General features: G+C 49.3%; 18 protein-coding genes. 9 read left to right on the forward strand and 9 right to left on the reverse strand.

Annotated features, from left to right (window positions below):
• The first annotated feature begins 25 nt into the window (after positions 1-25).
• The 3 genes from PPHA_RS05340 (at position 26) to PPHA_RS05355 (ending at position 3,079) form a co-directional block, all read left to right on the forward strand.
• A complete protein-coding gene (locus PPHA_RS05340; RefSeq protein WP_012507850.1) occupies positions 26-1,285 on the forward strand; it encodes a serine/threonine protein kinase in 1,260 nt (419 codons plus the stop codon).
• Between the two features lie 38 nt (positions 1,286-1,323).
• Positions 1,324-2,127 (forward strand): formylglycine-generating enzyme family protein, encoded by an 804-nt coding sequence (locus PPHA_RS05345; RefSeq protein ID WP_012507851.1) that lies wholly within the window; start codon positions 1,324-1,326, stop codon positions 2,125-2,127.
• A gap of 646 nt (positions 2,128-2,773) precedes the next feature.
• Entirely contained in the window at positions 2,774-3,079 is a 306-nt protein-coding gene (locus tag PPHA_RS05355) for a hypothetical protein (protein ID WP_012507852.1), read from the forward strand.
• 78 nt (positions 3,080-3,157) lie between these two features.
• On the opposite strand, the gene PPHA_RS15510 is transcribed toward PPHA_RS05355, so the two are convergent.
• On the reverse strand, positions 3,158-3,349 hold the full coding sequence (locus tag PPHA_RS15510; protein ID WP_150085602.1) for a hypothetical protein: 192 nt from the start codon (positions 3,347-3,349) through the stop codon (positions 3,158-3,160).
• An 85-nt stretch (positions 3,350-3,434) separates the two neighbouring features.
• Here PPHA_RS15510 and PPHA_RS05360 point away from each other — a divergent pair, with 85 nt between their 5' ends.
• On the forward strand, positions 3,435-4,025 hold the full coding sequence (locus tag PPHA_RS05360) for a peroxiredoxin (protein WP_012507853.1): 591 nt from the start codon (positions 3,435-3,437) through the stop codon (positions 4,023-4,025).
• Positions 4,026-4,190: 165 nt separating this feature from the next.
• Here the strand turns inward: PPHA_RS05360 and proS are convergent, their stop codons facing one another.
• Positions 4,191-5,636, reverse strand: a complete 1,446-nt coding sequence (proS, locus tag PPHA_RS05365; RefSeq protein ID WP_012507854.1) for a proline--tRNA ligase — start codon at positions 5,634-5,636, stop codon at positions 4,191-4,193.
• Positions 5,637-5,693: 57 nt separating this feature from the next.
• Positions 5,694-6,431, reverse strand: a complete 738-nt coding sequence (locus PPHA_RS05370) for a DUF4412 domain-containing protein (RefSeq protein WP_012507855.1) — start codon at positions 6,429-6,431, stop codon at positions 5,694-5,696.
• 192 nt (positions 6,432-6,623) lie between these two features.
• On the opposite strand from PPHA_RS05370, the gene prmC reads away from it, so the two are divergent.
• The 4 genes from prmC to dnaJ all read left to right on the forward strand — a co-directional run bounded on the left by prmC (position 6,624) and on the right by dnaJ (position 10,622).
• The gene (prmC, locus tag PPHA_RS05375; protein WP_012507856.1) at positions 6,624-7,523 is read left to right on the forward strand and encodes a peptide chain release factor N(5)-glutamine methyltransferase; all 900 of its coding nucleotides are present in this window, start codon (positions 6,624-6,626) and stop codon (positions 7,521-7,523) included.
• Between the two features lie 163 nt (positions 7,524-7,686).
• A complete protein-coding gene (gene hrcA, locus PPHA_RS05380) occupies positions 7,687-8,739 on the forward strand; it encodes a heat-inducible transcriptional repressor HrcA (RefSeq protein ID WP_012507857.1) in 1,053 nt (350 codons plus the stop codon).
• A gap of 17 nt (positions 8,740-8,756) precedes the next feature.
• Positions 8,757-9,380, forward strand: a complete 624-nt coding sequence (locus tag PPHA_RS05385) for a nucleotide exchange factor GrpE (RefSeq protein ID WP_012507858.1) — start codon at positions 8,757-8,759, stop codon at positions 9,378-9,380.
• A gap of 57 nt (positions 9,381-9,437) precedes the next feature.
• The gene (gene dnaJ, locus PPHA_RS05390; protein WP_012507859.1) at positions 9,438-10,622 is read left to right on the forward strand and encodes a molecular chaperone DnaJ; all 1,185 of its coding nucleotides are present in this window, start codon (positions 9,438-9,440) and stop codon (positions 10,620-10,622) included.
• 89 nt (positions 10,623-10,711) lie between these two features.
• Here dnaJ and PPHA_RS05395 read toward each other — a convergent pair whose 3' ends face one another.
• The 4 genes from PPHA_RS05395 to mpl all read right to left on the reverse strand — a co-directional run bounded on the left by PPHA_RS05395 (position 10,712) and on the right by mpl (position 15,342).
• Complete coding sequence (locus PPHA_RS05395) at positions 10,712-11,914, reverse strand: NAD(P)-dependent malic enzyme (protein ID WP_041526444.1); 1,203 nt, start codon at positions 11,912-11,914, stop codon at positions 10,712-10,714.
• Positions 11,915-12,184: 270 nt separating this feature from the next.
• Positions 12,185-12,661: a flavodoxin domain-containing protein gene (locus PPHA_RS05400; protein ID WP_012507861.1), complete on the reverse strand. Its 477-nt coding sequence runs from the start codon at positions 12,659-12,661 to the stop codon at positions 12,185-12,187.
• A gap of 130 nt (positions 12,662-12,791) precedes the next feature.
• The gene (gap, locus tag PPHA_RS05405) at positions 12,792-13,796 is read right to left on the reverse strand and encodes a type I glyceraldehyde-3-phosphate dehydrogenase (RefSeq protein ID WP_012507862.1); all 1,005 of its coding nucleotides are present in this window, start codon (positions 13,794-13,796) and stop codon (positions 12,792-12,794) included.
• A 112-nt stretch (positions 13,797-13,908) separates the two neighbouring features.
• Positions 13,909-15,342: a UDP-N-acetylmuramate:L-alanyl-gamma-D-glutamyl-meso-diaminopimelate ligase gene (mpl, locus tag PPHA_RS05410; RefSeq protein ID WP_041526445.1), complete on the reverse strand. Its 1,434-nt coding sequence runs from the start codon at positions 15,340-15,342 to the stop codon at positions 13,909-13,911.
• Between the two features lie 296 nt (positions 15,343-15,638).
• Between mpl and PPHA_RS05415 the strand changes: the two genes are divergently transcribed.
• Positions 15,639-16,754: a DegT/DnrJ/EryC1/StrS family aminotransferase gene (locus tag PPHA_RS05415; RefSeq protein ID WP_041526446.1), complete on the forward strand. Its 1,116-nt coding sequence runs from the start codon at positions 15,639-15,641 to the stop codon at positions 16,752-16,754.
• Positions 16,755-16,846: 92 nt separating this feature from the next.
• Here PPHA_RS05415 and PPHA_RS05420 read toward each other — a convergent pair whose 3' ends face one another.
• Positions 16,847-18,160: an MFS transporter gene (locus PPHA_RS05420; protein WP_012507865.1), complete on the reverse strand. Its 1,314-nt coding sequence runs from the start codon at positions 18,158-18,160 to the stop codon at positions 16,847-16,849.
• Between the two features lie 19 nt (positions 18,161-18,179).
• On the reverse strand, positions 18,180-19,088 hold the full coding sequence (locus tag PPHA_RS05425; protein WP_012507866.1) for an alpha/beta fold hydrolase: 909 nt from the start codon (positions 19,086-19,088) through the stop codon (positions 18,180-18,182).
• Positions 19,089-19,109: the final 21 nt, after the last annotated feature.

Raw genomic sequence — 19,109 nt, forward strand, 5'->3', positions numbered from 1 at the left:
TCTTCATGATCTTTCAGGTGTAACCATGGAACAACAGATACTCAAATACCGCATCGAGCGTGAACTTGGCCAGGGCGGGATGAGCCGGGTCTACCTTGGTGTCGATCCGGTGACTGGTCAGCGAGTGGCCATTAAGGCGTTATTGCCGCATCTTGCCGGTGATCCCTATGTGCGATCACTTTTTGAACGTGAGGCCAAAGCGTTGGCAAAACTGGATCATCCCGGTATTGTCAGTTTGATTGACTACCACCCCGATAAACTCTTGCTGGTACAGCAGTATATCGATGGAATGGATCTGGAGGAGTACATCACCCACCACCGCGGTCCCATTCCGGAAGAGGAGAGCAAGGAGCTTTTCTGCAAATTGCTTGAAGCCTTTGCCTATGTGCACCGTAGCGGCGTTATCCATCGTGACATCAAGCCCGCCAACATCCTCATGACCAGGGGGAACCAGGTCAAGGTTGTGGACTTTGGGATAGCCAAAGACACCAACATTGCCCGCGAAACGGCCACAGGCCTCAGCCCCGGAACCGTGGCCTACATGAGCCCGGAGCAGATCAAAAGCAAGCAGGGGGAGCCGCTCGACCATCGTACCGATATCTACTCCCTTGGCGTGGTGCTCCATCAGATGCTCACCGGCAAAGCGCCCTACAATACAGCAACGGAGGAGGATTTTGAAATTCAATCCAAAATAGTCAAAGAGCCGCTGCCGAGGATGAAGGGCATCTACGAATATGTCTCAAAGGAGATGCAGGCCATTGTCGACAAGGCAACAGCGAAAGATCGCAACCAGCGTTACCAGAGCTGCGAAGAATTTCTGCGAGCCATCAGGGCGCTCAGGCCACAGCGACCACCAAAACCCGACTGGCGGGAGTGGCTGCGCGACAAACGGGTTATGGCTGGAGCAGTACTGTTGTTGCTGTTTTTCGTGGGGCTCTTCGCATTCAGTAGTGCGCCAAAGCCTCCGGAAGTGCCTGTTGAGGAGCCAGTTGCCGCTTTTCCTGTGCCACCGGTCGTTGTTGTTGTCGATTCAGCCGCCATAAAAAGGGAGATGGCCCGGCAAGCCGCAGAAGGTCGGATAGCAAAGCGCCGGGAAAAGGCGCGTCAGGCAGAGCTTGCGGGGCTCCGGCGTGAGAAAGACTCGCTTTCAGCGCTTCTGCTCTCCAAAAGAAACCCTGTAAGGGTAAACCGTGCATCTCTGACGGTCAAAAGAAAAGCAGTCGCCCCTCCGGTACCTGTTCCTGTTCCGGCAAAGCCCTCCAGAATTGACGTACAAACGTTTTAACCATTGAATCCTTTAACCACTTTTTTGTGGGTCAAAAAATGAAACCAAAACGAATCTGTTCTCCTGTTTCAGCCCTTCTTGTTGCGGCGGTTATTTTTTTCGGCGGAGCATTGCCAGCGAAAGCAATGGAGTTTGTGCTGATCCCTGGCGGCACGTTTACGATGGGGAGCCCGGCAGGTGAGGTTGGCCATCAAAACAATGAAACTCAACATCAGGTAAAAGTGAGTGACTTTTACATCGCCGAATATGAAGTAACGGTTGCCGAGTTCAGGAAATTTGTGGCAGCAAAAGGGTACCAGTGGAACGAAGGTACCCAGGGTGAAGCAAACGATCCTGTGGTTAATGTGAGCTGGAACGATGCTGTGGCCTACTGCAAAGCGCTCTCGGCAAAAACGGGTAAGAGGTGTCGTTTGCCCACCGAAGCAGAGTGGGAGTATGCCTGCCGTGCGGGCAGCAGAACTCCCTTCAATACAGGACAAAACCTGACGACCGGTCAGGCCAACTATAACGGCAATTATCCCTACAATGGCAATCCGAAAGGTGTGTACCGTCAGAAAATTGTTCCGGTAAACACTTTTGCACCTAATCGATGGGGGCTGTATAATATGCATGGTAATGTCTGGGAGTGGTGCAGTGATTGGTACAGTGAAACCTATTATGACGAATGTAAAGCGCAAGGTGTTGTTACCAATCCCACCGGGCCATCAACGCGTTCGCGCCGTGTAATTCGTGGCGGGGGCTGGAGCGACGATGCCGAGTACTGTCGGTCGGCGTATCGGAGCGACAACACCCCCGACTACCGGAGCAACGGCGTGGGCTTCCGCCCGGTTTTCGTCCCGTAGTCAGTTGGCAGCTCATTCCGACTTTGTTTTTTGAGCGAGAGGGCAGTACCAACATTTTGGTGAGCGGTGGTGAGGGACGAACCGCCGCACGCCAAAATGTTCCGGTCACAACCGACTACAGAAACGTCCACCGCAGGTGGACCGCCGATTTTTTTTTGAAAGTGCTGATCTCTTGCAGGGTTATCAAACCGGTTTATCGCGTTCTGCTCATGCCGATAAAACTTTTTGCCCTGCCCGTTGGAATTGCTTTTGATCGCGATTGTTTTGTACACAAAGCGCGAAAAGCGTTGATGATTTTTTCAAAGAACACTGAGTGGCGGGGGCGGCCTTTCCAGGCTTTTACCCGGTGATCAATCCAACCCTTTGCCGGTGAGGAGTGGGGGCTTGCTTCCGGTCACATTTTTTCGCAAGATACACATAAAGCGTGAAAACGGCGAAGCGTAAATAATGAAATCACATGTATTAACAATGTGTATTGGTTGGAAATAACATGCTTTTTCCGCATCTTTTTTTTGAATTATTTTTATCGATTTTATATATCCCGAGGTTCGTGGATCGAGTTGGTCTGTTCCGGCATTTCGGGCAGTGGCCGGGAGTGACAAGGTAACGACTGCCCCAATTTAACTGAAATAAGGAGGGTAATTACATGGCAACAGTGGCAAGCTACAGTATTCTCTTTTATGGTAGCCCGGAAGGTTACCAGACGAATCGCGCTCAGATTCAGTTGAGTGATGCGGCCGGGGCGACCCTGGCCTGGGTTCGATTCAATGATCCCGGTATGGTATTTGAAGCCGATGCGAATGATGGCGGTATCATCAAGATGCATCTTCCTTCAACAATGTTTCAAAGTGTTCTTGATGTGCTCCGTAATGAGAAACCCATAAACGTTTACTTTGCACAAGGACGCGGTTTTTTGGGAACATCGCTTGAACCTGTGGGTGAGGGTGAGTAGAAACTGATTTTCGCAAGCCATACATCAGGAATATTTATGGCGATCATCGATCTCAACATGGGGCGGTGTTATTTTTTATCACGCATCTGCCAAAGAGGCTATTGAGCTTGATGTTCCTGCCATGAATTTCCTGATGGTGGATGGTGAGGGCAATTCTGATAAATCATCCGCCAGCCGATGGAGAGATGAGCGTTGTTCTGCCCACCAATTCCCTGTCGCACACACCTCTTCGATAACCACCTCTTTGGCACTCTTGTTATTTTGTTGCAAAACATAAGAAAAAGCCTTATAATGGATAAAATTAATCCGGTTTATAGTTTTTTTCTTGTAACCTTAAATAAAAAAAGGAAATATCATGAGTGTGCTCGTTGGCCGCAAGGCTCCTGATTTTGATGTTGCAGCCGTTGTCAATGGTTCGCAGTTTGTTGATTCGTGCAAGCTTTCTGATTACAAGGGCAAGTATGTGGTGCTCTTCTTTTATCCACTTGATTTTACCTTTGTCTGTCCGACAGAGCTGCACGCCTTTCAGGAGAAGCTTCAGGAGTTCCGTGACAGGAATGTTGAGCTGATCGGCTGTTCGGTTGATTCCAAGTTTTCTCATTATGCATGGATTCGTACCCCGAGAAGTCAGGGTGGTATCGAGGGAGTGACCTATACGCTGCTTTCTGATCTGAACAAAACGGTTTCAGCCGATTATGATGTGCTGCTTGAAGGCGCGGGAATTGCGCTTAGGGGCCTTTTCCTGATCGACAAGGAGGGTGTTGTACAGCACCAGGTGGTCAACAATCTTCCTCTTGGACGCAATGTGGATGAAGTGCTCAGGCTTGTTGATGCGCTTCAGTTTACCGAAGAGTTCGGTGAGGTCTGTCCGGCCAACTGGAATAAAGGTGATAAATCGATGAAACCAGACGAAGAGGGATTGAAGGAATTTTTCAAAGAGACCTGATCACTGTTTTCATGAAGCTGATATCAGGGCCTGTTTCTTTGGAGTCCGAAGTTATGGTATGACAGGGTGTTTATTGAGTAAAGAGTGTTTTTTTGTTGTTGATTGACAGCTTGAAAGTAAGCTGGTTCCCCTGTTTTTTTTTAAAGGACAGGGGAACCGTTTTACTCAGTATGCTTTTGCGAAGACAACTTTTCGTGCGGCAGGTTTTCCTGAGTAGATACAGGTGCCGGGTTCATCGATGCGGTATTGCGCAATATAGTCGGCCTCTTCGGGAAGTACCCTGATGGTGGCTTTGGTCTCAGCCTTGATTTTTGCTTCAGTTTCTGCCGTGCCGTCCCAGTGGGCGATGACAAATCCCTTTTCAACAGCCACCTTGAACTCTTCATAGCTCTGCACTTCGAAGGTGTGCTCGGTGCGGAACTGGAGTGCACGCTCGAACATGCTTTCCTGGATGGTGTTCAGAATTTCGCTGATTTGATCTGGCAGAGTTTCGTCGAGCGCCAGTTCGGTTTTTTCGAGTGTGTCGCGTCGTGCGGCGATGCAGATACCCTTCTCGATATCGCGTGGCCCGAGTTCGATACGGATTGGAATGCCCTGCAGCTCATATTCAGCAAATTTCCATCCGGGGGAGTTCTGTTCACTGCTGTCAACAAAGGAGGGAATACCGTTTTTGTTGAGTTCTTGAGCAAGGGCATTGGCCCGTTCAATGACGGCGGCCTTGTCGCCCCTGAGAATGGGGATGATAACCACCTGGCGTGTGGCAAGTTTCGGTGGGAGCACCAGGCCGCGATCATCCGAGTGGGCCATGATCAGGGCGCCAATCAATCGTGTCGAAACACCCCAGCTTGTTGCCCAGACATAGTCAAGCACCCCATCTTTGGTCTGGAACTGGCAGTCGAAGGCTTTTGCAAAATTCTGTCCGAGGTTGTGGGATGTTCCAGCCTGGAGCGCCTTACTGTCCTGCATCATCGCTTCAATGCACCAGGTATCAACCGCACCGGCAAATTTTTCGTTGTCGGTTTTCTTGCCCATGATGACCGGCATGGCCATATACTCTTCAGCAAAGGTTTTGTAGACGTTGATCATGCGGAGCACCTCTTCCTGCGACTCTTCAGGGTTTGCATGGGCGGTATGGCCCTCCTGCCAGAGAAACTCGGTGGTTCTGAGGAAAAGGCGGGTTCTCATCTCCCAGCGCACAACGTTGGCCCACTGGTTGATCAGAATCGGCAGGTCGCGGTAAGACTGAATCCACTTTTTATAGGATGACCAGATGATGGTCTCCGATGTCGGGCGGATATAGAGCTTTTCTGCCAGCTCCTCACCCCCGCCGTGGGTGACAACGGCGCATTCAGGGGCAAACCCTTCAATATGTTCAGCCTCTTTTGCAATGAAGCTCTCAGGAATAAAGAGCGGGAAGTAGGCATTGACATGGCCCGTCTCCTTGAACATTCTGTCGAGGGCGGCCTGCATTTTTTCCCAGATGGCGTAGCCATTTGGCCGTATGTCCATGCATCCCCTGACATCGGCATAATCGGCCAGTTTTGCCGAGCGCACAAGGTCAATATACCACTGGGAATAGTCTTCGCTTCTTGAAGTTATCTTGTCTGCCACTTTGTTGGTTCAATGATTGTTATAAAAAAAAGATAGTGTCAAAAAATATACAATCTGCTAATCAAATTTTTTCATCTTTTCCATAAGGTTTTTCAGATGTGCTTTCTCCTGCGCTCCGAGAGGCTTCTGGTTGTCGGCAACTTTCTGATATCCTGCCGGTACAGCGAATTGGGAAGCAGGGAGCTCTTTTGGCCAGATTTGCACAAGTTCCATCATGTATTTTCCATTATCGTTATATTGCGTGATCTTGACGGGGAATCCCTCAATGCCTTCACTGTTGAGTTTTTTTGAAAGCTCTGTGTTGGAGAGACGGGGATTTTGTGACTGAAGGATTCTGAAGGTCGAAAAATCACCCAGGTCGCGCGTCATCCAGAGTTCCAGTTTTTCGGTGGTGCTGGTCAGGATGATGTGTTCACAGGAATAGCCTTTTATGGATTGTTTTCCGAGCCTGGTGAGGGTATAGTTACTGTCGAAATCGAGCAGCATAGCATTTTCGGCGGCGGTTTTCAGGTTGACGAGGCTATATTTTTTTGCCTGGTGATTGATGATCCAAGCCTGGTCTGGCTGGGAGGCTTTGGTAATCACGGTTGTTTTGAGCTGCTCTGGTATTTTGTTCATCTGCATGGCCATGTCCATGCGTTGTGCTGATTTCCCGAATGAGTAGGTGACTTTGGCGGAACCGTTCGGCATGGTAAGCGCCATCTCCATGATTCCGGTAAATTTTGATGCTGCGGCGGCGGGTGTGCCTTGGGCGGCAAAAAGCACTATGAGGAGTGCAATAAAAATTGTTTTCATCGTGTTGCAGATTTGTTAGAGTCGTTTGTGCTGTTTTGTCATGCATGGTATCGCTTCTTATGATGCTCTGCAATGTACTCTTTGTAATGGCCAGGTGAGATGATTTTTTTAAAGAGTGATCGGGATGGTGTACCTTTATGACTTTTACGGTTCTTTTTCCGGGTTGAGGGCTTTGTGAATGTTTGGTTTAACATGGGTGTGATGGAAGAGGTGAAAGAGTGGGAGGTTGTTGAACTGCTCAAGACAACAACGGCGTTTTTTGTGACAAAAAAGGTTGATGAGCCACGTATCAGTGCGGAACTGCTTTTAGGGCATGTTCTTGGCAAAAGCCGCCTGGAACTTTATCTGCATCACAACAGGCCGGTCTATCAGGATGAGCTCGATCGCTTCAGGAGACTCTGTCGCCAGAGAATTGAAGGGCGTCCGGTGCAGTACCTTACCGGAGAGCAGTATTTTTATGGGTTGCAGTTTTTCGTTGATGAACGGGTACTCATTCCTCGTCCTGAAACTGAGCTGCTTGTTGAACAGGTGCTTGATGCTCTTGGTATGACGGGTCGCGGTGGCTCCCGAAAGGCGAAGATTCTTGATATTGGTACAGGAAGTGGCTGTATTGCTGTGACCCTTGCAAAGCTCTTTCCTGAATTGACGGTAAGCGCCATCGATTGCTCACTTGAGGCACTTGAGGTTGCCCGCATAAACGTTTTGAAGCATGGTGTGGAATCGCAGGTAAGCTGTATTCATGCGGATTTTTTTGATGAGTTTTTTGCGACCCGGTTACCCGAAACTTCGTATGATCTGATTGTTTCCAATCCACCCTATATTCCGGTATGCGAATGGGAGGGGCTTCAGCGGGAGGTAAAACAGTACGAACCGAAAATTGCACTGACCACGCCTCAAGGAGTAGAGTGTTATCATGCGATTGCAGCGCAGGCAGCGAAGCTCCTCGTTCCGGGAGGAAGACTCTGTTTTGAACTCCATGCCGATGCTGCAGCAGTGGTTTCGGAACTCCTCGAGGCGAATGGATTTGGTGGAATAACGGTTACAAAGGATTATTCAGGTCTTGACAGGATTCTTTCAGCAATTTCTGGCTGAAGGAGGGTTGTTGTGCTCTTTTTTTCATGAAAAGAGAGTTGCTGTACTATATTTGAAAAGCTTTCCCTATATATGATAATTCACAGGGTGCAGAAAAGATTAGTTTTTTTAAATTCACCTGTTTATTGCTCCAGATAAATGGTAATCAGTAGAGTGTACATTGATGGGTTTTCGTGATCTCAATCTGAGAGAGCGGCAGGTTCTTGGTATCATTATCCAGGCCTATGTTGTAACTGCTGCTCCTGTCGGCTCAAGGTATATAGCCAGAAATTACAATCTTGGTTTTTCCGACGCCACGATACGCAATGTCATGGCTGAACTTGAAGATGAAGGCTATATCAGTCAGCCGCATACCTCAGCGGGTAGAATTCCGACTGACAAGGGGTACCGTTATTACGTTGACCTCATTATGACCTTTCAGTCTCTTGATGACAATGAGAAAAAGAGAATTGAGGAAAATATCGGTCAAATCAGCATTGACCGAAAAGGCACCTCCTCCGATGTTCTTCTTTCGGCGGTAAAAGTTCTTGGAACAATTTCAAGGCAGTTGAGTGTTGTTTTATCACCGACACTTTCCAATGCCATTTTTGAAAAACTGGATATGGTGTTGCTGAGCTCGACGAGGATGATGGTAATTCTTTCTATCCAGTCGCTGTTTGTCAAGACCATTGTCATGGAGCTTGATCTTGAGGTCTCCCGCCAGACCATTGACGGGGTGGTTGATATGCTCAATCAGCGGTTGTCGGGACTGACGCTTGCTGAAATCCGCCGATCAATTACCCGGCGTCTTTCCGGATGCAGTTGTGACAGTGGCCTGAAAAATCTTATTGTACGCTCTGCTGGTACACTCTTTGACGAGTCGCCCATTTTTGAACGGCTCTATATTTCCGGTACCGAATATATTGTTGATCAGCCCGAGTTCAAGCAGCCGGACAAGGTTCGTGAGCTTATCACCATGATCGAAGACAAGTTCAGCATGGCAAAGCTCGTTGAAAACAGTGGCCCGTCACGTATGGATATTACCATCAGTATTGGCAAGGAGAATTGCGAACGGCAGGCGGAAGATCTCACAATTGTTTCAGCTCCATACTATGTTGGCAACATGGTTGGAAAACTTGGGATTCTCGGGCCGAAAAGAATGGACTATGAACACGCTGTCCGTGTTCTCAATTATATGGCCGATAGCCTTTCAACAACGTTGTCAGGTGTTAACTAAAAAAAAGTAATGTGGTTATGACAAAGAAAGTAATGGACGAACAAGAGAGCCATAAAGAGTATCTTGATGAGATCCTGCAGGCAGGTGAGGTTCAGGAGGATACAGTGCCGCTGGTGGAGTGGTCTCAGGGGCAATCATCCCCGGAGGGTGAGTGCACTGAGGCGAGAATAGCCGAGCTTGAAACTGAGCTTGCAAGGCAGAAAGAGCAGGCTGGAAAGTACCGCGATGAGCTGTTGCGCAGGGCTGCAGATTTTGAAAATTTCCGCAAGCAGAAGGAGCGGGAGGCAATGATGGCCTCTTCGAGGGCTCTTGAGAATATTATCAGAGAGTTGCTTCCTGTTATTGATGATGTCAAACGCCTTCTTGACCATGCTCCCCTGAGTGCGGAGAGATCAAGTGAAGCTCGTCCCTATATTGAGGGTGTGGAGATGGTGAAGAAAAATCTGGAAAAGTGGCTTGATGAAAAAGGGGTGAAAGCTATAGCGTCAATAGGGACAATGCTTGATGTGAACTTCCATGAGGCTATTTCACAGATCGACTCTCCTGATGCAGAGCCGGATATGATTGTTGATGAGTACCAGACAGGGTATCTGCTTGGAGAACGGGTCATCAGACATGCGAAGGTTATCGTAGCCCGGTAGACGGGGTGCTTTTTGTTACAATGAACAAGACATTCAAGAAAATTTGCTGGTTTTATTATGAAGAGAGAATATTACGAGGTTCTTGGTGTAGGCCGGACGGCTACCAAGGATGAGATAAAAAAAGCATACAGAAAGCTGGCCTTGCAGTTTCATCCTGACAAGAATCCAGATAACAAGGATGCTGAAGAGCACTTTAAAGAGGTGAATGAAGCCTATGAGGTGCTGAGTAATGATGACAAACGCCGCCGTTATGACCAGTATGGTCATGCAGGGGTGGGTTCTTCTGCCGCATCCGGTGGTCAGCCGGGTGGTGGCGCCGATTTAAACGATATTTTCAGTGCCTTCAATGACATGTTCAGTGGTGGCAGAAACAGGGGTGGAGGCTCTCCATTTGGCTTTGAAGATGCTTTTGGTGGCGGCAGCAGAAGAGGGCGTGCCTCAGGCGGTATTCCTGGAACCGATTTGAAAATTCGTCTCAAATTAACCCTTGAAGAGATTGCCAAGGGCGTTGAAAAAACACTGAAGATCAAAAAACAGGTTACCTGTAAAGAGTGTAATGGCAGTGGTTCCAAAACAGGAGCAACCGAGAACTGTTCAACCTGCCATGGCAGCGGGGAGGTTCGGCAGGTTTCAAAAACGATGTTTGGCCAGTTTGTCAATGTTACGGCCTGTCCGACATGCGGAGGTGAAGGGCGGATTATCAAGGATCGTTGCCCCGCCTGTTATGGTGAAGGTATCAAACTTGGTGAGGTGACCGTCAAAGTTGCTGTTCCCTCAGGAGTGGAGAACGGAAACTACCTGACACTTCGCGGCCAGGGCAACTCCGGGCCAAGAGGTGGAGCCGCCGGAGACCTGATCGTAGTGATTGAGGAGATACCGCACGAGTTTTTCTCTCGCAATGGCGATGATGTGATTTATTCGCTGGCCGTCAGTTTTCCGGATCTTGTTCTTGGTACCAAGGTTGAGGTACCAACCCTTGATGGCGCGGTCAAACTGACCATTCCTCCTGCTACACAGCCGGAGACCATGCTGCGCATAGCGGGTCATGGGATCGGTCATCTGAGAGGATCGGCCAGGGGAGACCAGTTTGTGAAGGTCAATGTTTTTGTTCCGAAAGATCTTTCCCATCAGGACAGGGAGTTGCTGAAAGAGATGCAGAAATCAGCAGGAATTTCACCCTCAGCCCATAATGACAGGAATGCGAAAAGTTTTTTTGAAAAAGCGCGTGATATCTTCAGTTAAGATGAGGCGGTCGTGATCCTGGATGAATTGCAAGGCAAAAAAAAAGCTACCCGCGAGGGTAGCTTTTTTTTGTAGATCACATTCTTTTCTCAGTCAAGCAATGCACTTACCAGCGATTCCAACTCCAGTTCATCCTCTGCGAGGCTGCCTTCCAGGCCTGTTTTTGAGATAACGTCAACAATATTTCGCACAACATCCTTATTGAAGGCGGTTGGCATTAAATTGTCGCGAGTCGGCTCGATGGAGTATGCGATTGAGGTCGCTACAGCCATTTTGATTTCAGGGGTAACTTTTTTGATGCCGCTTAAAAACAAGCCCTTGAAGAGGCCAGGGAAAACGAGGGCATTATTAACCTGATTTGGCAGATCCGAGCGGCCTGTTCCAACAACACTGGCGCCAGCCTTGTAGGCAAGGTCAGGCATGATTTCCGGTTCCGGATTGGCCATGGCAAAGATAAATGGCGAACTGTTCATTCCCTCAACCATAGCGGGAGTTACGATGTTGCCAATTGAGACGCCGACAAAAACATCAGCGCCGACCATGCTGCTCTGCAAATCGCCTTGATGTTTTGCCTTGTTGCTGATTGCCGCGATTCCCTGCTTGATGGAATTCATGCCCGGACGACCTTCGTAGAGTGCGCCCTGGGTATCAACAAGCATAACCTCTTTGACCTGCGCATGAATCAGAAGCCTTGCAATGGCAATACCGGCAGCTCCGGCGCCATTGATGATAACCGTGAGATCTCCAATCTTTTTGCCGGTTATACGGCAGGCATTGATGATAGCCGCCATGGTAACGATTGCAGTACCGTCCTGATCATCATGGAAAACCGGGATTGAGAGCTCTTTTTCGAGACGCTCAAAAATTTCAAAGCATCTTGGCGCTGAAATATCTTCAAGATTGATGCCCGCAAAACTGGGCTCAATCATTTTGCAGAATTGTATGATCTCTTCAACGTCGGTTGAGTTGATGCAGAGCGGAATAGCATCAATATCGGCAAACTCCTTGAAAATGATCGCTTTGCCCTCCATGACCGGCATGGCGGCTTCCGGCCCGAGGTCGCCGAGACCAAGAATTGCGGTACCATCAGATACAATCGCAACCTGGTTTGCCCGATTGGTCAGGGTATAGGATTTCTGTTTATCAAGGCTGATCTCAGTGCAGACAGCAGCCACACCCGGAGTATAAGCCAAAGAAAGGTCATCTTTGGTTTTTATGCTGACTTTTGAACGGATTTCGATTTTGCCGCGCGATTTGAGATGTAATTCTATTGATTGTTTTGAATAGTCCATGTGTTTTAACGATGACTCCCTGGTCATGATCTTGGATGATAGAAAAATGAGCTTGTCGTGCCGGGTGGTAAGATGGTGAACGCAGACAAGCGTATCAAACCATTTCCGGGAAAGGTATACAGGCGGACAAGGTAATGAGAAAACGACCCAATATAGTTTTTTTTATGGCCTTTCTATGCCCTTGCCGTCCAACTGTCAACACATTATCAGGTTCCGTGAGTGTGTTGACAGTGAATTATAGGTAATAATCAGTTTTGCCGGATAATGATGTTAGTTCCCATTTTTTTTGTAGGCCTTGTTCACCTCTTCAACGTAGTTGGCGATAACGCTCTGATCAGAGAGCTGATTGGGAGCAAAGATCTTTTCTGCAAGAATGGTGCTGCCGATAAGGTTGAGTTTCAGTTGTGGAAGATAGAGGAGGTTTGCCATCAGTTCAGGACTTCCGCAGGTGAGAAAGAGGGCGATTTTTTTCCCCTGAATGCAACTTTTCAGGTTGCTTTGCAAGAGCGCACCAAGGAGTTCGGACGATACCAGCAGATAGTAAATCGGGGCGCCCATAATCACAACATCAAACTCTTTGACGAAGCTGTAATCACCTGTTTTTTTGCATTTTGCTTTTTCGACATACGCGCCTGTTTCAGCAAGTTTGCGGCCTATCGAATCAATGAGTTGTTCGGTCGATCCACCTGCAGTTTTGCTGTCGAAAAGGATAATGGCTTTCATGGGAGTGGCGGCAGTGTGTGTCATAAGAAAAAAGGATAGTTGCGTTGACCACAGAACTGTAATTATCTGGAGAGAGAAGAGAGAGTAAAGTACAAAAAAAAGCGCTCCAGTTAAGAGCGCCTTTTTTTAAATCACCTCTGAGGAAGAGCCAATTTTAGACAAATTTCGAGTAGATATCAAGAAGATCGGTAACTCTGGTTGAGTATCCAAGTTCGTTGTCATACCAGCCGACTACCTTTACCAGATTGCCAGAGCTCATGGTGAGCAGTGAATCAAAGATACAGGAGTGTGGGTTGCCGACGATGTCCTGTGAAACGATAGGATCTTCACAGTATTCCATGAATCCCTTCATAGGCCCGTCTGCTGCGATTTTCATGGCAGCGTTGATCTCTGCTTTTGTTGCCGGTTTCTGGAGAATGGCGGTAACATCAGTGACGGAGCCGTCTGGTACAGGTACTCTCATGGCGAAACCGTCAAGGCGACCGATGAGCTCAGGAATAACCTCGCCAATAGCTTTTGCTGCGCCGGTGCTGGTCGGAATGATGGACAATGCGGCTGAACGGGCACGGCGAAGATCGGAGTGCGGAAGATCAAGGATGTTCTGGTCGTTGGTGTAGGCATGAACGGTGGTCATGAACCCTTTTTCGATGCCGAAATTATCCTGCAGCACCTTCATCATTGGAGCAAGGCAATTTGTTGTGCAACTTGCGTTTGAAACGATCTCCTCTTTGCCGGTGATCGAGTCGCCATTAACACCAAGCACGATGGTGGCGTCAATTTTGTCTTTTGCCGGAGCTGAAATGATAACTTTTTTTGCACCTGCAGCAAGATGCTTTGATGCGCCTTCTCTTGAAGTAAAGATGCCGGTTGATTCAACAACCAGATCACAGCCAAGCTCTTTCCAGGGAAGTGATGCCGGGTCACGCTGAGCGGTAATGGTGATAACCTTGCCGTTGACGACCAGATTGCTGCCCTCAACACTTACCTGGCCATTGAATTTTTTGTGGGTTGAATCGTACTTGAGAAGGTGCGCGAGGGTCTTCGGGTCACACAAGTCGTTGATTGCAACAATTTCATAATTCGGGTTGTTCAGTGCCTGGCGAAAAACCAGACGCCCGATGCGGCCAAATCCATTAATGCCGACTTTTACTTTTGCCATAATGTTGTTCCGGTATTGTACTACGTTAGTATTGATTGTTGATGAATAATTGCCGCAGAAAGTTCTTTTTTGCGGCTAAAAATACTCCCTAAGATATGATATACAACTGGAATTATTCAGGAATTTTTTTTAAACATTCTGTTAAAAGATTTTTCAGGTTACCAAAGCTTCCATTACTGAGCAGGACAACTACATCATTTTCATTCAGTTGCGGGTGAAGAAATTCTACAATATCAGCCGGATAGTTGGTCGGGTTTTCGCCTGCGAGAAAGACATCCTTTCCCTGATTTTGCAGCTCCTGTTTCAGCCGTCCGGTATTCAGTGATTGCTCGGCTCCGTAGCGTTCAGGCCGATGAACCATTCCCATGACAACAATTGAAGCCGGGCCAAAACACTCTGCAAGTTCCTGCTGGAAGATGTTTCGGGTGGTAGTGTTTGAGCGAGGTTCAAAACAGGCAATAATCCGTCTTCCGGTATACAGCTCTCCCAGAGCTTCAAGAGTTACCCGGATGGCTGTCGGATGATGGGCGAAATCCTCAACGAGTGTGATGTTATGCGCATAGGTGCCGACAATTTCCATACGCCGTTTCGGGCGCTTAAAGAGAGGCATGGCGCGTATGATGGCTTCAACAGAAAGACCACTGTGGGTTGCTGCAGCAATTGCTGCAAGGGAGTTCATGATATTGTAGTTGCCGAAGAGGGGTATGCGGATGCTGCCGAGGAGAGTTCCCTGATAGAGAAGGTCAAAGGTTGATGCCTCGCTGTCTGCCGACAGGTTACAGGCGCTCCACTCTGACTCCCTGGTCAAACCAAACCGCTCAACCCTGCAAAATGCCCTGGAGGCAACTTCAAGAGCAACCTTGTCATCACCATTCACCAGCAGAGTTCCGTTACCGGGGATCAGATTGACAAAAAGCCTGAAACTGCGTTTGATATCCTCAAGAGAGTCGAAAATATCGGCGTGATCAAATTCAATATTATTAATGATGGCGATGTCGGGGCGGTAAAGCAGGAACTTGCTTCGTTTGTCGAAAAAGGCGGTATCGTATTCATCACCCTCCGTCACAAAAAAGCCCTCTTCACTGCGCCCTGAAGCCCGGCAGCCAAGAGAAAAGTTTTCAGGGATGCCTCCAACCAGAAATCCCGGTTTGAGCCCGCCATGTTCAAGCAACCAGGCGACAAGAGAGGTTGTGGTTGTTTTGCCGTGGGTGCCCGCCACCACAATGGAGCTGTTATGGGCGATCAGGTGGCGTCGAACCAGCTCCGGCATGGAGAGAAGCTCAAGATGATGGTTCAGGGCATATTCGAGTTCAGGGTTTCCACGGCTTATCGCATTGCCGACAATGACGAAATCCGGTGAGGCGCTCTGCAGGTTAGAATCGGAAAAACCGCTGAAATAGCGGATATTATGGTCGTCAAGATAGCTGCTCATAGGCGGATAGAGCTGCGTATCAGAGCCGCTGATGGCATGACCTGCGTGGGAAAGTGCGACGGCAACGGATGCCATTGCCGTACCTCCGATACCGAGAAAATAGAAGGAACTCATCGTTGACTGGATTGTCTGTTTCTGGTTACTGTGTTGCATCTGCAACATGCAAGCTGGCTTATAGATACATAAAAAATCGTATAGCGTGCAAGAGGAGAGCTATGAAACATGCATCCCGCACGGCTCTCACACTCTCCTTTGGCGCTCTTGTACCAACCGAGTACCAATTTTTTTTAATGTGTGGTTACGCGCATAAAAAAAAGCTCTTCCGAAAGAATTTCCCTTATGGTGTAAAAGAATCAAATGAATCTGTATTTTACCCCAACAGTCTTAATAGATCTCAACCATTACCAGTTATGCAGTTTATCGACCTGCTTTCGCAGAAAGACCGGATACGGGCAGCGCTTCTCCATCGCATTGAAGGCATACTGGATCGTGGCCAGTTTATCATGGGCCCTGAGGTGACCGAACTCGAATCACGTCTGGCCTCTTATGTTGGTTCACGTTACTGCGTCTCTTGCTCCTCAGGAACCGACGCCCTGCTCATGCCTCTCCTTGCCAAAGGGGTCGGGCCGGGAGATGCCGTGCTTACCACCCCCTTTACCTTTGTTGCAACCGCTGAAGTGATCAGTCTGGCGGGAGCAACGCCCATCTTTGTTGATGTCTTGCCCGACACCTTCAACATGGATCCCGATCTTGTCGGTTATGCTGTCGATGATGCTGTACAGCGGGGGTTGAAACCCAAAGCGCTCATCCCCGTCGATCTCTTCGGTCTGACAGCGGATTATGATCGTCTTCAGGCGGTTGCTGATGCTTACAGAATCTGGATTCTTGAGGATGCTGCCCAAAGTTTCGGCGCCAGCTTCAAGGGGCGCAGGGCGGGCAGTTTCGGCCTTGTTGGAGCAACCTCTTTTTTTCCGGCCAAGCCACTTGGCTGCTATGGTGATGGGGGGGCGATTTTTACCGATGACGAAGAGCTCGACACGCTTTTACGCTCCATCAGGGTGCATGGCAGCGGTATCGACAAATACAGCAACGACCGTATCGGTATCAACGGACGGCTTGATTCAATCCAGGCGGCAGTGCTGCTCGAAAAGCTCACCATCTTTGATGACGAACTTGAAGCTCGCCAGCGCATAGCCGATCTCTACAGCGAGAGGCTGCAGGGCCGGTTTATCGTTCCTCATATTCCAGCACACTACCGCTCTGCATGGGCGCAATACTCTCTGCTTGCCGCCTCATCTGCTGAGCGGGATCAGCTCATGCAGGCCTTGCAGCAGGAAGGAATTCCAACGATGATCTATTACAAGATTCCCCTCCATCTCCAGAAAGCCTACGATTTTCTCGGCTATAAAGCCGGAGATTATCCCGTTTCGGAAGAGCTGAGCAGCCGAATTTTTTCGCTCCCGATGCACCCTTATCTCAAGGAAGAGGATGTTGAGCGTATCTGTTCCCTGCTTCTGTCGGCCTGATCTATCGGTTGGCCCTCTGCAACATCGCATAGAGTCATTCGGAGAAGGGTGGACGGCAGACAATAGCAGCCTGTTAATGGCACTTTCGGGATTCAGTGCTGTTCGTTCAGGTGTACTGTGCCCGGAAACTTGATACGGACGTAGATACCCGCAACCATGACCAGAGAGTTGATGGCACCGACAACAATAAACGGTGCCTTCGGGCTCATGGAGTCAAACAATCGTCCTCCGAGTGTCGTGATGATAAGGATTCCCACGGCGCCGCTGATATTGAACATACCGATAACCGACCCCCGCTCTGCCTTTGGCGCCTCCTGTCCGATGAGAGACTGCGAACCGAGAAAGGCGCTGATTTGCCCTATGCCGAGGAGCACGAAATTGACAATTGAAGCAGGTTCATGCGGATTGCTGATCAGCCCCAGCGAAAGATAGCCGATGCTTGCCAGTCCCATGCAGATTGTCAGTGCAGTAACCCGGTTCCATCGGTCGATAAGTGGACCGATAACCGGCGCCCAGAGCAGTGCCGCAGCCTGTGAGATAATAAAAATCATCATTCCCTTTTTGACCGCTTCGGCAGGCGCCATACCCATGGCTATTCCAGCAGTCGTTCCCCACAAAGGCAGAAAGGTGCCGATAATGGATTGATCACCCCTCGCAACAAAGGCGGCAGCGTAAGAGAGAAGGATGCGCGGATTTTTGGCACACCGGATGCCGCTGGTAACAAGAGAGCGAAGAGCAGGACGATCCTTTTTGCTCACCTCCGTGCCGCCCTTCAGACCAAAGGCAACAACCACTGCCGAAACCAGCGCAACTCCGGCAATGGCAAGATGCGTATAGAGCCCGGCATCACTGCCGCTGAACCCCTTCGCAACAAGCTGCATCGGCAAGCCGCCGAAAAAGCTGTTCAGCACCACAATACCAAGACCATTAAGAAATCCGGTTATGGCAATCAGTTTTCCCCGCGACCGTTCAGCAGGATAGTCGATCATCACCGTCGAGAGCGCACCGGTCACCGCAACAATACCGAGTGCATAAATCATCCTGTAGAGAGTTAAATCAAAAACGGATCGTGAAAGCGGATAGAGCGCATAAGCCACTGCAAGCAGAAAAAAACCGGCGCTGTAGACCGGTTTTCGCCCGATACGATCCATCAGAACCCCGGCAGGCACAAAAAAGAGCAGCGTGACAACTTCCGTCCAGAAAACCAGATTGCCGCTGATGGTTCCCTGCTGCGAAGTGGGAATTTTCAGATGCTCGTTGAGGATATAAGCCTGACCGATCGAGACAAAGGTGACCAGCCCGATAGAAAAGAAAGCCGCATAGAGATAGGTCAGAGCGTGGCGGGGCAGCACCGACGGCGCCAGAGTAATCGGCCCCATTTTATGGAGGGTTGATGGTTCGTTCATGCAGAGGTTATTGAGTTTTCTAAACGACTCTTTTCAAAAATTTCCTGACGGCCACAAGAAAGGCTTCAGGCTGTTCCTCGTGTGGCAGATGCCCGCAATCGGGTACAACTACCAGCTCAGCACAGGGAAGTTCACGGGCAAGCCGGATGCTCTCCTCTGTTTTGACGGTCAAGTCGTGTTCACCCGTAATGACGAGTGATGGCAGCGACATGGTTTTCAGCCGCTTCTCCAACTGGAGATGATGTGTTTCCAAAAAAAGCTCCCAAAAGGCTCTCGACCAGTTGCCATGCATCAGGTCACTGCGAAACTCGGCAAGAACAGCGTCGCCCAACCGCTCCTTGTTGTGCCAGAAGCCGCGAATATTACGGTCGTAGAGTCTGGTGATGAGGAATTTCATCAGACGAGAAAAAACCGGTGTCATGGCTTTCATGACAGGCTTCATGAAGGCAGGAACTTCACTGGTGGCATAGCCGCTGTAAATCATGGCGCCGGCAAGCACCACTCCCTCAACATGCTGCGGATGGCGGAGTGCTGTCAAAAGCGCCAGGGTGCCCCCCGTTGAATTGCCAACCAGCACCGCTTTGCTGAAACCAAGTTTTTTTATCAGTGCGATAACGAGGTCACTCTGGGCTTCAGGAGTGTAACTGACCCCTGTGGCCTTTGAGGGCAGAGGGCGTGAGGTATAACCAAAAGCAGGACGGTCGAAGGCCAGGACCGTTGTTGTTTTCGCCAGTTCATCAAATACGAGGCGCCATGAGCGGAGACTCAGAAAACTGCCATGCAGCAGTACCACGAGCGGCTTTCCGCTGCCAGCCATCCGGTAATGAACCTTAAAGCCGTTAACCTCAATAAAGCGCTTCTCAGGAGAGGTTTGTTTCCCGTTCGTAGCGTACGTTCCCTTGGCGATCAGTGTTGCTCTTTCAGGCATGGTTGCAGCGGTTTATAATGC

It is taken from the genome of Pelodictyon phaeoclathratiforme BU-1 (assembly GCF_000020645.1).
GTDB classification, from domain to species: Bacteria; Bacteroidota; Chlorobiia; order Chlorobiales; family Chlorobiaceae; genus Chlorobium; species Chlorobium phaeoclathratiforme.

What these genes read in the sequence shown, in the direction of transcription:
- hrcA (WP_012507857.1), top strand. Translation starts at nt 7,687, where the DNA reads ATGGGTTTTCGTGATCTCAATCTGAGAGAGCGGCAGGTTCTTGGTATC.
- PPHA_RS05415 (WP_041526446.1), top strand. Translation starts at nt 15,639, where the DNA reads ATGCAGTTTATCGACCTGCTTTCGCAGAAAGACCGGATACGGGCAGCG.
- dnaJ (WP_012507859.1), top strand. Translation starts at nt 9,438, where the DNA reads ATGAAGAGAGAATATTACGAGGTTCTTGGTGTAGGCCGGACGGCTACC.
- gap (WP_012507862.1), bottom strand. Translation starts at nt 13,796, where the DNA reads ATGGCAAAAGTAAAAGTCGGCATTAATGGATTTGGCCGCATCGGGCGT.
- PPHA_RS05360 (WP_012507853.1), top strand. Translation starts at nt 3,435, where the DNA reads ATGAGTGTGCTCGTTGGCCGCAAGGCTCCTGATTTTGATGTTGCAGCC.
- PPHA_RS05340 (WP_012507850.1), top strand. Translation starts at nt 26, where the DNA reads ATGGAACAACAGATACTCAAATACCGCATCGAGCGTGAACTTGGCCAG.
- mpl (WP_041526445.1), bottom strand. Translation starts at nt 15,342, where the DNA reads ATGAGTTCCTTCTATTTTCTCGGTATCGGAGGTACGGCAATGGCATCC.
- PPHA_RS05385 (WP_012507858.1), top strand. Translation starts at nt 8,757, where the DNA reads ATGACAAAGAAAGTAATGGACGAACAAGAGAGCCATAAAGAGTATCTT.
- PPHA_RS05425 (WP_012507866.1), bottom strand. Translation starts at nt 19,088, where the DNA reads ATGCCTGAAAGAGCAACACTGATCGCCAAGGGAACGTACGCTACGAAC.
- PPHA_RS05370 (WP_012507855.1), bottom strand. Translation starts at nt 6,431, where the DNA reads ATGAAAACAATTTTTATTGCACTCCTCATAGTGCTTTTTGCCGCCCAA.
- PPHA_RS05345 (WP_012507851.1), top strand. Translation starts at nt 1,324, where the DNA reads ATGAAACCAAAACGAATCTGTTCTCCTGTTTCAGCCCTTCTTGTTGCG.
- prmC (WP_012507856.1), top strand. Translation starts at nt 6,624, where the DNA reads ATGGGTGTGATGGAAGAGGTGAAAGAGTGGGAGGTTGTTGAACTGCTC.
- PPHA_RS05355 (WP_012507852.1), top strand. Translation starts at nt 2,774, where the DNA reads ATGGCAACAGTGGCAAGCTACAGTATTCTCTTTTATGGTAGCCCGGAA.
- PPHA_RS05400 (WP_012507861.1), bottom strand. Translation starts at nt 12,661, where the DNA reads ATGACACACACTGCCGCCACTCCCATGAAAGCCATTATCCTTTTCGAC.
- PPHA_RS05395 (WP_041526444.1), bottom strand. Translation starts at nt 11,914, where the DNA reads ATGGACTATTCAAAACAATCAATAGAATTACATCTCAAATCGCGCGGC.
- PPHA_RS05420 (WP_012507865.1), bottom strand. Translation starts at nt 18,160, where the DNA reads ATGAACGAACCATCAACCCTCCATAAAATGGGGCCGATTACTCTGGCG.